Annotated in this window: 13 protein-coding genes; 7 read left to right on the top strand and 6 right to left on the bottom strand. The window is 66.2% G+C overall.

Annotation, left to right across the window (positions count from 1 at the left end; genetic code table 11):
* Window positions 1-45: 45 nt before the first annotated feature.
* The 6 genes from FOB47_RS20115 to FOB47_RS20090 all read right to left on the bottom strand — a co-directional run bounded on the left by FOB47_RS20115 (window position 46) and on the right by FOB47_RS20090 (window position 8,037).
* The gene (locus tag FOB47_RS20115) at window positions 46-195 is read right to left on the bottom strand and encodes a hypothetical protein (RefSeq protein WP_170265902.1); all 150 of its coding nucleotides are present in this window, start codon (window positions 193-195) and stop codon (window positions 46-48) included.
* A 225-nt stretch (window positions 196-420) separates the two neighbouring features.
* Entirely contained in the window at window positions 421-3,126 is a 2,706-nt protein-coding gene (acnA, locus tag FOB47_RS20110; protein ID WP_174781925.1) for an aconitate hydratase AcnA, read from the bottom strand.
* Window positions 3,127-3,424: 298 nt separating this feature from the next.
* On the bottom strand, window positions 3,425-4,900 hold the full coding sequence (locus FOB47_RS20105; RefSeq protein ID WP_174781924.1) for a bifunctional 2-methylcitrate dehydratase/aconitate hydratase: 1,476 nt from the start codon (window positions 4,898-4,900) through the stop codon (window positions 3,425-3,427).
* A gap of 67 nt (window positions 4,901-4,967) precedes the next feature.
* Window positions 4,968-5,597, bottom strand: coding sequence for a hypothetical protein (locus FOB47_RS20100; RefSeq protein ID WP_151022589.1), 630 nt, complete (start codon window positions 5,595-5,597; stop codon window positions 4,968-4,970).
* A gap of 214 nt (window positions 5,598-5,811) precedes the next feature.
* Window positions 5,812-6,792 (bottom strand): HpcH/HpaI aldolase/citrate lyase family protein, encoded by a 981-nt coding sequence (locus tag FOB47_RS20095; protein WP_174781923.1) that lies wholly within the window; start codon window positions 6,790-6,792, stop codon window positions 5,812-5,814.
* 261 nt (window positions 6,793-7,053) lie between these two features.
* The gene (locus FOB47_RS20090) at window positions 7,054-8,037 is read right to left on the bottom strand and encodes a malate dehydrogenase (RefSeq protein WP_006578853.1); all 984 of its coding nucleotides are present in this window, start codon (window positions 8,035-8,037) and stop codon (window positions 7,054-7,056) included.
* A 426-nt stretch (window positions 8,038-8,463) separates the two neighbouring features.
* Here FOB47_RS20090 and FOB47_RS20085 point away from each other — a divergent pair, with 426 nt between their 5' ends.
* The 7 genes from FOB47_RS20085 (at window position 8,464) to gltA (ending at window position 14,647) form a co-directional block, all read left to right on the top strand.
* Window positions 8,464-9,315 (top strand): GntR family transcriptional regulator, encoded by an 852-nt coding sequence (locus tag FOB47_RS20085; RefSeq protein ID WP_053822196.1) that lies wholly within the window; start codon window positions 8,464-8,466, stop codon window positions 9,313-9,315.
* A gap of 336 nt (window positions 9,316-9,651) precedes the next feature.
* Window positions 9,652-10,062 carry a succinate dehydrogenase, cytochrome b556 subunit gene (gene sdhC / locus FOB47_RS20080; protein ID WP_006578084.1) on the top strand — a complete coding sequence of 137 codons (411 nt, stop codon included), beginning with the start codon at window positions 9,652-9,654 and terminating at the stop codon, window positions 10,060-10,062.
* 66 nt (window positions 10,063-10,128) lie between these two features.
* Window positions 10,129-10,440: a succinate dehydrogenase, hydrophobic membrane anchor protein gene (gene sdhD / locus FOB47_RS20075; protein ID WP_052511249.1), complete on the top strand. Its 312-nt coding sequence runs from the start codon at window positions 10,129-10,131 to the stop codon at window positions 10,438-10,440.
* A gap of 3 nt (window positions 10,441-10,443) precedes the next feature.
* On the top strand, window positions 10,444-12,222 hold the full coding sequence (gene sdhA / locus FOB47_RS20070; RefSeq protein WP_053822195.1) for a succinate dehydrogenase flavoprotein subunit: 1,779 nt from the start codon (window positions 10,444-10,446) through the stop codon (window positions 12,220-12,222).
* Window positions 12,223-12,264: 42 nt separating this feature from the next.
* Complete coding sequence (locus FOB47_RS20065; protein WP_006578087.1) at window positions 12,265-12,966, top strand: succinate dehydrogenase iron-sulfur subunit; 702 nt, start codon at window positions 12,265-12,267, stop codon at window positions 12,964-12,966.
* A gap of 52 nt (window positions 12,967-13,018) precedes the next feature.
* On the top strand, window positions 13,019-13,303 hold the full coding sequence (locus FOB47_RS20060) for an FAD assembly factor SdhE (RefSeq protein ID WP_053822194.1): 285 nt from the start codon (window positions 13,019-13,021) through the stop codon (window positions 13,301-13,303).
* Between the two features lie 42 nt (window positions 13,304-13,345).
* Entirely contained in the window at window positions 13,346-14,647 is a 1,302-nt protein-coding gene (gltA, locus tag FOB47_RS20055) for a citrate synthase (protein ID WP_006578089.1), read from the top strand.
* Window positions 14,648-14,825 lie beyond the last annotated feature (178 nt).

Here is a 14,825-nt window from a genome sequence, read left to right as displayed (position 1 = left end):
TCGGAACGGTGTCCGCCTTGACACAAGCCCGTCAGGGCTGCCGGGTCACTTCTGGGTCTTGGCCTCGCCCGAGGCCGGCGCGTGCGTCTCGGTGCCGTGTTGCTCGCCACCCATCGAGACGTCGCCGCCTCCCTGCATCAGCAGCATCAGGGCGGCGCCGGCAATGACGATAAAGGCGATCAGGATCTTGGCCATGCTTTGTCTCCTAGGTCTCGTTGGCGGCCGCCGGGGCGGGGCCGCGCTGTTCTGTGGATGAGACCGAGTGTGGCAGCGCAGTCTTGCGTGGAACTTACATGGCGGCCTGGAGCAGCGCTGAAGCGGCCATGACGAACCATGACCGAAGCACGGCGGCTTCGTGACAAATTCATGACGGCGCCATGGCGCCCCGGTCAACCGCAACCGGGAGCCATGGCGCGGCGCTTACGCCACCAGCAACTGCCGCAGCACGAACGGCAGGATGCCGCCGTGGTTGAAGTAGTCGACCTCGATCGGCGTGTCGATGCGCAGCAGCAGCGGCACGCGCTGGGTCTGGCCGCCGTCGCGGTGGATCACCAGCGTGACGTCCTGTTGCGGCCGCAGCTCGCCCTCGATGCCTTCGATGTCGAAGGTCTCGGTGCCGGTCAGGCCCAGCGACTGCGCGCTGTCCTCGCCCTTGAACTGCAGCGGCAACACGCCCATGCCGACCAGGTTCGAGCGGTGGATCCGCTCGAAGCTGCGCGCGATCACCGCCTTGACGCCCAGCAGCTGCGTGCCCTTGGCCGCCCAGTCGCGCGACGAGCCGGTGCCGTATTCCTCGCCGCCGAACACCACCGTCGGCGTACCCTCGGCGATGTACCGCATCGCTGCGTCGTAGATCGACAGCTGTTCGCCCGACGGCTGGAACAGCGTGTAGCCGCCCTCGACGCGGGTGCCGTCTTCCCGCGGCGGGATCATCAGGTTCTTGATGCGGACATTGGCGAAGGTGCCGCGCATCATCACCTCATGGTTGCCGCGGCGCGAGCCGTAGCTGTTGAAGTCGGCCTTCAGCACGCCGTTCTCGAGCAGGTACTTGCCGGCCGGCGAGGTGTCCTTGATCGAGCCCGCGGGCGAGATATGGTCGGTGGTCACCGAGTCGCCGAAGATGCCGAGCGCGCGGGCGCCGCGGATGCTGCGCGCGCCGCTGTCGGGCTCCATCGTGAAGTTCTCGAAGAACGGCGGCTGCGCGATGTAGGTCGACTTCGGCCAGTCGTAGACCTGGCCCGAGGTGCCCTTGATCTTGCCCCACAGCGTGCTCGGCTTCTTGACCTTCTCGTAGTTGTCCTTGAAGGTCTCCTCGTCCATCGCGAAGCGCATCAGCGCGTTGACCTCGTCCGAGGTCGGCCAGATGTCGCCGATATAGATGTCGCGCCCGTTCCTGCCCTTGCCCAGCGGCTCGGTCATCAGGTCGCACAGGATGTTGCCGGCGATCGCATAGGCCACGACCAGCGGCGGCGACGCGAGGAAGTTGGCGCGGATGTTCGGATGGATGCGCGCCTCGAAGTTGCGGTTGCCGGACAGCACCGCGGCGGCCACCAGGTCGTTCTGCACGATGGCCTCGTTCAGCGACGGGGCCAGATCGCCGGCATTGCCGATGCAGGTGGTGCAGCCGTAGGCGGTGACGCCGAAGCCCAGCTTCTCCAGGTACGGCAGCAGGCCCGCGGCCTTCAGGTATTCGGTCACCACGCGGCTGCCGGGGGCCAGCGACGTCTTGATGTGCGGGGCCACGTTCAGGCCCGCCTGCACCGCCTTCTTGGCCAGCAGGCCGGCGGCCAGCATCACGCTGGGGTTGGAGGTGTTGGTGCACGAGGTGATCGCGGCGATCAGCACATCGCCGTTGCGCACCGAAATGCCGTCCGAGGTCTTGTAGACGCGCTCCAGGTCGGCCGGGTCCTTGCTGAAGCCGTTCTCGGCGACCGGCTTGCTGAACAGGTCGGCGAAGGTCTGCTTGACGTTGCCGATCTCGATCCGGTCCTGCGGACGCTTCGGGCCCGCCAGCGAGGGCGCCACCGTCGACAGGTCCAGCGTCAGCACCTTGGTGTAGTCGATCTCGCCGGCGCGCGGCACGCCGAACAGTTGCTGCGCGCGGAAATACGCCTCGAACGCGGCGATCTCCTCCGGCGTGCGGCCGGTGCCGCGGAAATAGTCGATGGTCTTCTCGTCGACCGGGAAGAAGCCCATGGTCGCGCCGTACTCCGGCGACATGTTGCCGATGGTGGCGCGGTCCGGCACCGACAGGCTGGCGGTGCCTTCGCCGAAGAACTCGACGAACTTGCCGACCACCTTCTCGCGGCGCAGCATCTCGGTGATCGTCAGCACCAGGTCGGTGGCGGTGACGCCCTCGCGCAGCCGGCCCTGCAGTTCCACGCCGACCACGTCCGGCGTCAGGAAGTAGACCGGCTGGCCCAGCATGCCGGCCTCGGCCTCGATGCCGCCGACGCCCCAGCCGACCACACCGATGCCGTTGATCATCGTCGTGTGCGAGTCGGTGCCGACCAGCGTGTCGGGGTAGTAGACGCCGTCCTTCTGATGGACGCCGCGCGCCAGGTATTCGAGATTGACCTGGTGCACGATGCCGAAGCCGGGCTGCACCACGCCAAAGGTGTCGAACGCCTGCATGCCCCACTTCATGAACTGGTAGCGCTCGTTGTTGCGCTGGAATTCGAGCTGCATGTTCAGGTCGAGCGCCTTCTTCTCGCGGAAGTGGTCGACCTGCACCGAGTGATCGACCACCAGGTCGACCGGCACCAGCGGCTCGATCTTCTTCGGGTTCTGGCCCATCTTCTCGGCGACGTTGCGCATCGCGGCCAGGTCGGCCAGCAGCGGCACGCCGGTGAAGTCCTGCAGCACCACGCGGGCGACCACGAACGGGATCTCGTCGACGCGCGCGCCGTTCGGGTCCCAGTTGGCCAGCTGGCGCACGTGTTCCTCGGTCACCTTCTTGCCGTCGCAGTTGCGCAGCACCGACTCGAGCACCAGGCGGATCGACACCGGCAGGCGCTCGATGGCGACGCCCAGGGCCTTGCCCAACTGCGGCAGCGAGTAGAACTGTCCCTTCGAGGAAGGGCCGATCTGGAATTCTTTGAGCGTGTCGTTCAAGTTGTGGGGCATTGCCTGACTCCAATCGAAGAGGTGCTGTTTGCGGGACTTCGTGCGGGACGTTGTGCGAACCTGGTGCGCGTCGGCTTCAGGTGGGGCGGCCACCGCGGCCACCGCGGGCCCGGCGTGACGGCATCAGCATTACTTTATGCGTCACCTTCGGCGCGGGCAACCCGCACGCCACTTGGGCCTTTGCGCATGCTATACCAGTAAAAGAGCGTAACAAATCACATCTTGGGGTGCTTACCCGAGGCGCCGGAACGGCGACCCCCAGGATGCCGCGTCGGCGCCGATACCGCTGTTGACGGCGCTATATGACGTACAGATCGACGTACTCGTGCACCGGCATGGCCTCCAGCGCCGCCTGGTCCAGCGACACGTCGAGAATCGCCTGCTGCTGTTTCGGCGGAAAGCGCCGCGCCAGGTTCGTGCGGAATTTCTCGACCAGCAGCGGGATGCCGTCCTCGCGGCGGCGCCGGTGCCCGATCGGATATTCGACCGCGACCTCGGGCAGTACCGTGCCGTCGGCCAGCTCCACCGTCAGCGCATTGGCGATCGAGCGCTTGTCCGGATCGTGATAGTCGGCGGTAAAGCCGGCATCCTCGACGCAGACGATCTTTTCGCGCAGCGCATCGATGCGCGGATCGGCGGCGACGCTGTCCTCGTAATCCTCGGCGGTCAGACGGCCGAACAGCAGCGGCACCGCGACCATGTACTGGATGCAATGGTCGCGGTCGGCGGGATTGGCCAGCGGCCCTTTCTTGTCGATGATGCGCAGGCACGCTTCGTGGGTCCGGATGGTCACGCGCCGGATCTCCGCCGCGCCGCGGCCCATGGCGTTCAGCAGCCCGTGCAATGTCATCGCGGCTTCGACCGCGGTCTGGGCGTGGAATTCGGCCGGGAACGAGATCTTGAACAGCACGTTTTCCATCACGTAGGAGCCGTACGGACGCTGGAAGCGGAAGGGCTTGCCGTCGAACAGCACGTCGTAGAAGCCCCAGGTCCTGGCCGTCAGCACCGAGGGATATCCCATTTCGCCGGTCCTGGCGATCAGCGCCAGCCGCACCCCGCGGCTGGTGGCATCGCCGGCGGCCCAGCTCTTGCGGCTGCCGGTGTTCGGCGCATGCCGATAAGTGCGCAGGCTCTGGCCGTCGACCCAGGCCAGCGACAGCGCATTGACGATCTCGTCGCGCGACAGGCCCAGCATCTGCGCGACCACCGCGGTCGTGGCGACCTTGACCAGCACCACATGGTCCAGCCCGACCTTGTTGAACGCATTCTCCAGCGCGATGCAGCCCTGGATCTCGTGGGCCTTGATCATCGCGGTCAGCACGTCCTTCATCGTCAGCGGCTTCCTGCCGCCCGCGACGCGCTGGCGCGACAGCCAGTCGGCGGTGGCCAGGATGCCGCCGAGGTTGTCGGACGGATGGCCCCATTCGGCCGCCAGCCAGGTGTCGTTGAAGTCCAGCCAGCGGATCATGGTGCCGATGTTGAAGGCGGCCTGTACCGGGTCGAGCTGGAACTGGGTGCCGGGGACCCGGGCGCCGTGCGGAACCACGGTACCCGGTACGATCGGGCCGAGCAGCTTGGTGCAGGCGGGGTAGGACAGCGCCTCGAGGCCGCAGCCGAGCGTGTCGATCAGGCAGTTGCGGGCGGTGTCGCAGGCGAGGGCGCTCTTGACCTGGTACCGGGTCACATAGTCGGCGATGTCGACCAGTACCCGGTCCGGCTCGGGGCGGAGGTCCGGCCCGGGATTGGAATGGAGATGCGGATTGGCTGCGGACACGACACTTCCCCTCGGTGTGGTGCTGCGTGGCCCCGCGGGCATGACCCACGGGGCCGGGTGCCGCGTCTTACTGGCGCGGCGCCGCTTGCTGCTCGGTGGCGCCGGCGGCCGGAGCCGCGGCTGCCGGCGCTGCCGGAGCGGCCGGGGCGGTCGCGCCTGGCTCGCTGCCCTGGGCCGGCGCCGACGGCGCAACCAGCAGCGGCTTGGTCACCGGGGCGCGCAGCGCGCCGGACTGGGTCGGCGCGGCGGCGCCGGCCAGCATCGCGGAGGTCTGGCACTCGTCCGCCAGGCGCTGGCCGTGGTTGCGGTCGAACAGCATGGCCTTGCTCGGGATCACCACCAGGTCCAGGCCCGATTGCGGGTCGAAATAGCGGTCGGCACCGGTCACCGTGGCCTGGCGCGGCAGGCGGTGGTTGCGGCCGTCCCAGTGCACGGTGATCACTTCGTCGCGCAGCATGTTGCCGGCGACGTACAGCGACTTGCCGAGTTCGCACTGCCACTTCTCGCCTTCCGGCACCACCGGGGCCGCGGCGGCCGCGGCCTTGGTCGTGCGTTTCTTGCTGCTGGCCTTGGCCTTCGGTTTGGCGGCGCTCTTCTTGGCCGTGCTGGCCTTCTTGGCGGTTTCCTGGGCGATGGCGGCGCTGCCTGCCGACAGCGTGAAGACGCCGAGGCAGGCGGCGAGCAGGAGGTGTTTCATCGGATACTTCCTCGAGATGATGGGTGGATGCGGAAATTGCAGGTCTGAGTCTGCGGATTCTGCGCTGTCGCGCTTGTTGTTGTTGGCCTTGGGGGCATGCCGGTCCGGATTCGCCCCGGACGCGGCGCCGCTATTCTCTCCGATTTGCCGGACCGCCGGCGCACCGTCTTTCGCGATGGCTGCGATGGCTCCGGTCGTGGGCCCGGCAGCCGGCTCAGCCGAAAAACAGTTCCGTCACATTGGCCGGCAGCGTGGCGCCGGTCGCGTGGGCACGCTGCAGCAGCGCCCAGTAGTAGCGGTAGCTGGCGCGGTCGTGCAGCTCGCCGTCGTGCCGGATCGGCGCCCAGTTGTTCTCGTGCGCGGCCAGCAGGATCGCACTGGCCAGGTCGATTTCCTCGTGGCCCGGCTGGAAGGCCCGCACGATCGGTCCGATCTGCGCCGGATGGATGCTCCACTTGCGCAGGAAGCCCAGTTCGGCGCGGGCGCGACGGGCGTCCTCGCCGGCGCGCTCGGGGTTCTGGATATCGGTGCTGACGTTGTGCGACGGCACCTTGCCGTGCCGATGGCAGGCGGCCGCGATCTCCAGCATCGCGCGGCGCACCAGCGGATGCTCGAACTGCTGCGGCGAGCGCATCGCCTCGCCGGGAATCGCGCCGTGATGCGCCGAGACGAAATCCATCAGGCCGAAGCTCAGGCATTCGACCTGCACCAGCGAGGCGATGCGGAACACCTGCTCGAGCGCCGCGTGGGTTTCGATCAGCACGTGGATCGGAATATGGCGGGCGATGCCGGCCGCGCGCGCGGCCTGGTTGACGCGGTCGGTCACGCGCGCGACCTCGACCACGTCGGTGACCTTGGGCACCGTCACGTAGGCCAGCCGCGCGCCGGCGCCGGCCACCAGGATATCGACGTCGTCGCCCCAGCTCGGATGGGCCGGGTCGTGGATGCGTACGCCGACGCGGTTGAACAGGTTCAGCGGGCTGTTGATCAGCTGCGCGCACAGCTGCGCGTGCTCGCGTTCGCTGCCGACCGCGGCGCCGTCCTCGCAATCGAGGGTCAGGTCGAACACCGGGCCGAGCTCCTGCTGCAGCGCCAGCGATTTGCGCATCAGCTTCTCGCTGCCGGCATAGTGGTCGCAGACCGGCAGCTGGACCGGTACGGCTTCGCCCTGGAACAAGACTTCGGATGGATGCACGTCGTCTTCGTCTTTAACGGTGTCAGAGGAAATCGGAAACTTCGGAAAGCGGGTTGGCCCGCCTCGCCGTCCCGCGGCAGGCGAGGGCAACGACGGCAAACGCCGAACAACCTTGACGGCAAACGCCGAACAACCCGTTTACAGCGAAGGCGGCGCGGCCGGTATCGGACGTACGCCTACGCGGGGACCAACAAAAAACCGGGGCCCGCTTCGATGGTTCGATGCGGTGCCCCGGTTTCGCATGCGGCGAAGGGAAGGGTATCAGCCCAGCAGGTGCTGCACGCCGGCGCGTTCCTCTTCCAGTTCCTTCAGCGTGATGTTGATCTTTTCCTGGCTGTAGGCGTCGATCTCGAGGCCCTTGACCAGTTCGTACTTGCCGTTGGCGGTGGTGACCGGGAAGCCGAACATCACGTCCTGCGGAATGCCGTACGAGCCGTCCGACGGGATGCCCATCGTGACCCACTTGCCGTTCGAGCCCAGCACCCAGTCACGCACGTGGTCGATCGCCGCATTGGCGGCCGACGCGGCCGACGACAGGCCGCGCGCCTCGATGATCGCGGCGCCGCGCTTGCCGACGGTCGGCAGGAACACGTCGTTGTTCCAGGCGTGGTCGTTGATCAGGTCCTTGACGCTCTGGCCGTCGACGGTCGCGTAGCGGTAGTCGGCGTACATGGTCGGGCTGTGGTTGCCCCAGACGAACAGCTTCTCGATCGACGACACCGGCTTGCCGGTCTTGGCGGCGATCTGCGACAGCGCGCGGTTGTGGTCCAGGCGCAGCATCGCGGTGAAGTTTTCCTTCGGCAGGTTCGGTGCCGACTTCATCGCGATATAGGCGTTGGTGTTGGCCGGGTTGCCGACCACCAGCACCTTGACGTTCCGGCTGGCGACTTCGTCCAGCGCCTTGCCCTGCACCGTGAAGATCTGCGCGTTCGCTTCGAGCAGGTCCTTGCGCTCCATGCCCTTGCTGCGCGGACGGGCGCCGACCAGCAGCGCGACGTCGGCGTCCTTGAACGCGACCTTGGGATCGTCGGTGATCACCACGCCGGCCAGCAGCGGGAACGCGCAGTCTTCCAGCTCCATCACGACGCCCTTGACGGCGTTCTGGGCCTGCGGCAGGTCCAGCAGCTGCAGGATGACCGGCTGGTCTTTGCCGAGCATGTCGCCGTTGGCGATGCGGAACAGCAGGGAGTAGCCGATCTGGCCAGCGGCGCCGGTCACTGCGACGCGCATGGGGGCTTTAGCCATCTGTAAGTCTCCAAACGAAGAAAGGGAAACCGGCCGGTGCGGCACGAGGCGCGGCGCGCGATCTGTCGCGCGATCGCGCCGGGGCACACCGGGAGGGAGGTTGTCGCCACGGGCGGCGGCGCACCGTCCGGCGCCGGGCTCGGCAGGGCGGGCGGGGGTGCGGCGGCTGCGAAAGACCGCGGATGACGACAAGGCGTAAGTCTACTGCGAAGCCGCGGACCGCATCCAGCCGTATTCCGGCGCAGGCGGGAGCGACAGCACCAAAGCGAGCGCCACGGCGCACCCCGGAGTGCGCACCGCGGGCGCACGACACGGCGCGAGTGTAGGCGCCGTGGCATGGGCTGTCAATTCATATGTCTTATATAAGACATAAGACATTTGATGCAGCGCTGGACGCGCTTTGCCGATCTGTGGTGAAATCCGCCTATGTCCACATTGCCCACGTCCCTCGCCGCCGCCGTGCCGGCCGCGCAAGATGGCGCCGCCACGCCCGGCGCCGGGACGTCGGCGTCCGCGCCCGCCAGTGCCCCGGCCGCCTCGAGCGCCGCCAGCGCGGGCGTCTCCCCGACCTTCAGCCCGCTGTACCAGCAGATCAAGTCGCTGATCCTGCAGAGCCTGCAGTCCGGCGAATGGAAGCCGGGCGAGATGATTCCCAGCGAGATGGAGCTGGCGGCCCGCTACAAGGTCAGCCAGGGCACGGTGCGCAAGGCCATCGACGAGCTCGCGGCCGAGAACCTGGTGGCGCGCCGGCAGGGCAAGGGTACCTTCGTGACGACCCATCACGAGGACGTGGTCAAGTTCCGATTCCTGCGGCTGGTCCCGGACGAGGGCGAGCCGCACTACGGCGCCAGCCGGGTGCTCGAATGCAAGCGCCTGCGGGCGCCGGCCGAGATCGCGCGGCTGCTCGATATCCGCACCGGCGACAGCGTGGTGCAGATCCGCCGCGTGCTGTTCTTCTCCGGCGAAGCCACCGTGCTCGACGACATCTGGCTGCTGGGCGCGAACTTCAAGGGCCTGACGGCGGAGAAGCTGACCGAGTGGAAAGGGCCGATGTACGCGCTGTTCGAGGCCGAGTTCGGTACGCGCATGGTCCGCGCCACCGAGAAGATCCGCGCGGTCAGCGCCGACGAGACCGCCGCCGCGCTGCTGTCGGTCGAGCCGGGCTCGCCGCTGCTGTCGGTCGAGCGGGTTTCATTCACCTATGGCGACCGTCCCGTCGAAGTACGGCGCGGGCTGTATGTGACCACGCGGCACTATTACCAGAACGATCTGAGCTGAACGGCCCCGCGCACCCACGCGCGAGAACGCCGCATGACGCGGACGATTGTTGCGCGCCTCGCCGTCAACGGCGGCCGGCATTGCGCGGGGCGATTGGAATGCGCGGCGAAGGTGGCGCAAGGTGCCGCGGACGCGCGGCGGCGGCGTGAAATCCGGTGCCGCCAGATCGTTGCGCGATCGTCGTCGAACGGCGTTGCGAGCGATTGTCGCGGCCGCCATGTTGGTGTGCGATAGTCGAAAATTATTGGTGCGCCGCGCAACAAAGGCGCTAAAATCACGTGGATTTGCACATTGTGCATTCGGCTCTTTCGTTTTTTTTCGCTAATGGGGTCTCGCATGGCTGAAGCCGTCAAACAAGCCAGGCCGGAGTTCCGGAATATCGGTATCGGGCAACTCGCACGCTACCGGTTGCCCTGGGCCGGCAAGGTGTCCATCCTGCATCGCGTCAGCGGTGCGCTGCTGTTCCTCCTCCTTCCTTTCATCCTCTACCTCTTCGAGCAGAGCGTCACTTCCGAACTGAGCTTCGCAAAGTTCTCGGCCCTTCTGTCCGGTGGCTTCGTCAAGCTGGTTCTGCTGGTTCTGATCTGGGGCTATCTGCATCACTTCTGCGCCGGTATCCGCTTCCTTCTGCTGGACATGCACGTCGGCGTGGACAAGCCGTCGTCGGCCAAGTCGGCCATCGCCGTGCTGATCGTCAGCCTGCTGCTGACCGCGGTGTTCGGCCTGAAGCTGTTCGGCGTGTTTTGAGGAGCATGCAAGGTGGCAAATAACAATATCGGTCCCAAGCGTCTGGTCGTCGGTGCCCACTACGGCATGAAGGAATGGCTGGTCCAACGCGTGACCGCCGTGGTGATGGTGATCTACACCGTCGTGCTGGCGGTGGCGTTCCTGTTGTCGAACGGTGCCTCGTATGAGGGCTGGGCAGGCCTGTTCGCCAATCAATGGATGAAGATCCTGACGTTCGTCACGATCCTGTCGCTGCTCTATCACGCCTGGATCGGCGTGCGCGACATCTGGATGGACTATGTGAAGCCGATGGCGGTTCGCCTCGTGCTGCAAGTTCTTACGATTCTGTGGCTCGTCGGATGCGCGGGCTACGCTGCTCAGATTCTCTGGAGGGTGTAATTCATGGTCGCAGTCAAGACTGGATTGCCGCGTCGGCGCTTTGACGTGGTCATCGTCGGGGCGGGCGGCGCCGGGATGCGCGCATCCCTCCAGCTCGCGGAAGCCGGCCTGAACGTCGCCGTGCTTTCCAAGGTGTTCCCCACGCGCTCGCACACGGTGGCGGCGCAGGGCGGCATCGGTGCCTCGCTCGGCAACATGAGCGAGGACAACTGGCACTATCACTTCTACGACACCGTCAAGGGCTCGGACTGGCTGGGCGACCAGGACGCCATCGAGTTCATGTGCCGCGAAGCGCCGAAGGTGGTCTACGAGCTCGAACACTTCGGCATGCCGTTCGACCGCAACCCCGACGGCACGATCTACCAGCGTCCGTTCGGCGGCCACACCGCCAACTACGGCGAGAAGCCGGTGCAGCGTGCCTGCGCCGCGGCCGACCGTACCGGCCACGCGCTGCTGCACACGCTGTACCAGCGCAATGTCCGCGCCAAGACCCACTTCTTCGTCGAATGGATGGCGCTGGACCTGATCCGCGACCAGGACGGCGACGTGCTGGGCGTGACCGCGCTGGAAATGGAAACCGGCGAGGTCTACATCCTCGAGGCCAAGACCACGCTGTTCGCCACTGGCGGCGCCGGCCGCATCTACGCCGCGTCGACCAACGCCTTCATCAATACCGGTGACGGCCTGGGCATGGCGGCGCGCGCGGGCGTGCCGCTGGAAGACATGGAGTTCTGGCAGTTCCACCCGACCGGCGTGGCCGGCGCGGGCGTGCTGATCACCGAAGGCGTGCGCGGCGAAGGCGGCATCCTGCGCAACAAGGACGGCGAGCGCTTCATGGAGCGCTACGCGCCGACGCTGAAGGACCTGGCGCCGCGCGACTTCGTCTCGCGCTCGATGGACCAGGAAATCAAGGAAGGCCGCGGCTGCGGCCCGAACGGCGACTACGTGCTGCTCGACCTGACCCACGTCGGCGCCGAGAAGATCATGAAGCGCCTGCCGTCGATCCGCGAGATCGGCCTGAAGTTCGCCAACGTCGACGCGATCAAGGAACCGATCCCGGTCGTGCCGACCATCCACTACCAGATGGGCGGCATTCCGACCAACTACTACGGCCAGGTCGTGGTGCCGAAGAACGGCAATCCGAACGAGGTCGTCAACGGCTTCTACGCGATCGGCGAATGCTCGTGCGTGTCGGTGCACGGCGCCAACCGCCTGGGCACCAACTCGCTGCTGGACCTGGTGGTGTTCGGCCGCGCCGCCGGCAACCACATCATCTCGACCGCGCTCAAGCAGAAGGAACACAAGCCGCTGCCGGCCGACGCCGCCGACCGCGCGCTGTCGCGCCTCGCGAAGCTGCAGTCGTCCTCGTCGGGCGAGTATGCGCAGGACGTCGCCAACGACATCCGCCGCAACATGCAGTCGCACGCCGGCGTGTTCCGCACGCAGAAGCTGATGGACGAAGGCGTGCAGCGCATCCTGGAAGTGGCCGAGCGCGCCGACAGCATCCACCTGAAGGACAAGTCGAAGGTGTTCAACACCGCGCTGGTCGAGGCGCTCGAAGTGGCCAACCTGGTCGAAGTGGCCAAGGCCACGATGATCTCGGCGGCGGCCCGCAAGGAATCGCGCGGCGCCCACGCCCACAGCGACTTCCCGACCCGCGACGACGAGAACTGGCTCAAGCACTCGCTGTTCTACAGCGAAGGCAACCGTCTCGACTACAAGCCGGTCAAGATGCAGCCGCTGACGGTGGAGAGCGTTCCGCCCAAGGCCCGCACCTTCTAAGCACCGCGTAGGCGACTACAGACGACTACAGGACCCACAGAAATGAAGCGTATTTTCGAAGTTTACCGCTACGATCCGGACAAGGACGCGGCGCCCCGCATGCAGACCTACGAGGTCGAGCTCGACGGTCACGAGCGCATGCTGCTCGATGCCCTGGTCAAGCTGAAGAAGCTCGACGAGAGCATCTCGTTCCGCCGCTCCTGCCGCGAAGGCGTGTGCGGTTCGGACGCGATGAACATCAACGGCAAGAACGGCCTGGCGTGCCTGACCAACATGCGCGAGCTGCCGGACCGCATCGTGCTGCGTCCGCTGCCGGGCCTGCCCGTCGTGCGCGACCTGATCGTCGACATGACGCAGTTCTTCAAGCAATACCACTCGATCAAGCCGTTCCTGATCAACGACGAGCCGCCCCCCGAGAAGGAGCGCCTGCAGACGCCGGAAGAGCGCGACGAGCTCGACGGCCTGTACGAGTGTATTCTGTGCGCGAGCTGCTCGACCTCGTGCCCGTCGTTCTGGTGGAACCCGGACAAGTTCGTCGGCCCGGCCGGCCTGCTGCAGGCCTACCGCTTCATCGCCGACAGCCGCGACCAGGCCACCGGCCAGCGTCTGGACGACCTGAACGACCCGTATCGCCTGTTCCGCTGCCACACCATCATGAACTGCGTGGATGTGTGCCCGAAGGGACTGAATCCGACCAAGGCGATCGGCAAGATTCGGGAATTGATGGTTCGCCGCGCGGTCTGAACCTGCTGGACCGGACGACGCCGCGCGGCGTCGTCCGTGAAGGCCAAGCCATATGACGGATCACCCCACCCCTTTCTCCCATCAGGCCGACCCGCACAAGCGGGCGCGACTGCGCTGGCGCGCGCGCCGCGGCCTGCTGGAGAACGACATCATCGTCGAACGTTTTTTCAACCGTTACGAGGAGAGCCTGTCCGACGAGGACGTGGCATCGCTGAGCCAGCTGCTCGAGCTCAGCGACAACGAGTTGATGGACCTGCTGCTTGCCCGCAAGGAGCTGGACGGTGAGCTCGACACGCCGCCGATGCGCAAGCTGCTTGGCCTGCTGCGCTCGGTGTGAGTTTGGTCAACACTATTATTCTTAGCATTTGAAGGAACCGACATGACGCCGTCCGATGTGAAAGCCACGCTATCGTTCTCCGATGGGTCCCCCAGCGTCGAGCTGCCGATCTACAAGGGTACCGTCGGCCCGGACGTGATCGACATCCGCAAGCTGTACGGCCAGACCGGCAAGTTCACCTACGACCCGGGATTCATGTCGACGGCCTCCTGCAATTCCCGCATCACCTATATCGACGGTGACAAGGGCGAACTGCTGTACCGCGGCTATCCGATCGAGCAACTGGCCGAGAAGTGCGACTTCCTCGAAGTCTGCTACCTGCTGCTCAAGGGCGAACTGCCCAACGCCAAGCAGAAGGAAGAATTCGTCGGCCGCGTGATGAACCACACGATGGTTCACGAGCAGATGCAGTTCTTCATGCGGGGCTTCCGCCGCGACGCGCACCCCATGGCCGTGCTGACCGGCCTGGTGGGCGGCATGTCCGCGTTCTATCACGACGCGATGGACATCAACGATCCGCACCAGCGCGAAATCTCGGCGATCCGCCTGATCGCCAAGATGCCGACCCTGGTCGCGATGTCCTACAAGTACAACATCGGCCAGCCGTACATCTACCCGCAGAACGACCTGTCGTACACCGGCAACTTCATGCGCATGATGTTCGCCACGCCGTGCGCGCCGTTCCAGGTCAACCCGGTGCTCGAGCGCGCGCTGGACCGCATCTTCATCCTGCATGCCGACCACGAGCAGAACGCGTCGACCTCGACCGTGCGCCTGGCCGGTTCGTCGGGCACCAACCCGTTCGCGGCGATCGCCTCGGGCGTGGCCTGCCTGTGGGGCCCGGCTCACGGCGGCGCCAACGAAGCGGCGCTGAACATGCTGGAAGAGATCGGCAGCGTCGACAACATCGGCGAGTTCATCAAGCAGGTCAAGGACAAGAACTCCGGCGTGCGCCTGATGGGCTTCGGCCACCGCGTCTACAAGAACTACGACCCGCGCGCCAAGCTGATGCGCGAGACCTGCCACGAGGTGCTCAACGAGCTGGGCCTGCACAACGACCCGCTGTTCAAGCTGGCGATGGAGCTGGAAAAGATCGCGCTGGAAGACGAGTACTTCGTCAGCCGCAAGCTGTACCCGAATGTCGACTTCTACTCGGGCATCGTGCAGCGCGCGCTGGGCATCCCGACCTCGATGTTCACCTGCATCTTTGCGCTGGCCCGCACCGTGGGCTGGATCTCGCAGTGGGAAGAGATGATCACCGATCCGGAGTACAAGATCGGCCGTCCGCGTCAGCTGTTCAACGGCGCCGCGACCCGCGACGTGCCGGAGATGGGCAAGCGCTGATCCGCGCCTTTCCTCCCGCGCCGAAGAACGCCCCGTGCCCCGCACGGGGCGTTTTTTTGCGCCGAACTTGCTCCGCGGATTTCTGAACGGGGATTTGCCCCTACTGATTTGTCCCTACTCAACCCCTTCGTCCGGCGCGCCGTAAATCGATGCAGCAATCGTCTGCTTCCGGCCCATA

Origin of the sequence: Cupriavidus gilardii (assembly GCF_013347325.1) — a bacterium.
Lineage (GTDB): Bacteria > Pseudomonadota > Gammaproteobacteria > Burkholderiales > Burkholderiaceae > Cupriavidus > Cupriavidus gilardii.
The sequence above is the reverse complement of the archived record's forward strand: the minus strand, read 5'-3'. Positions and strand labels throughout refer to the sequence as shown.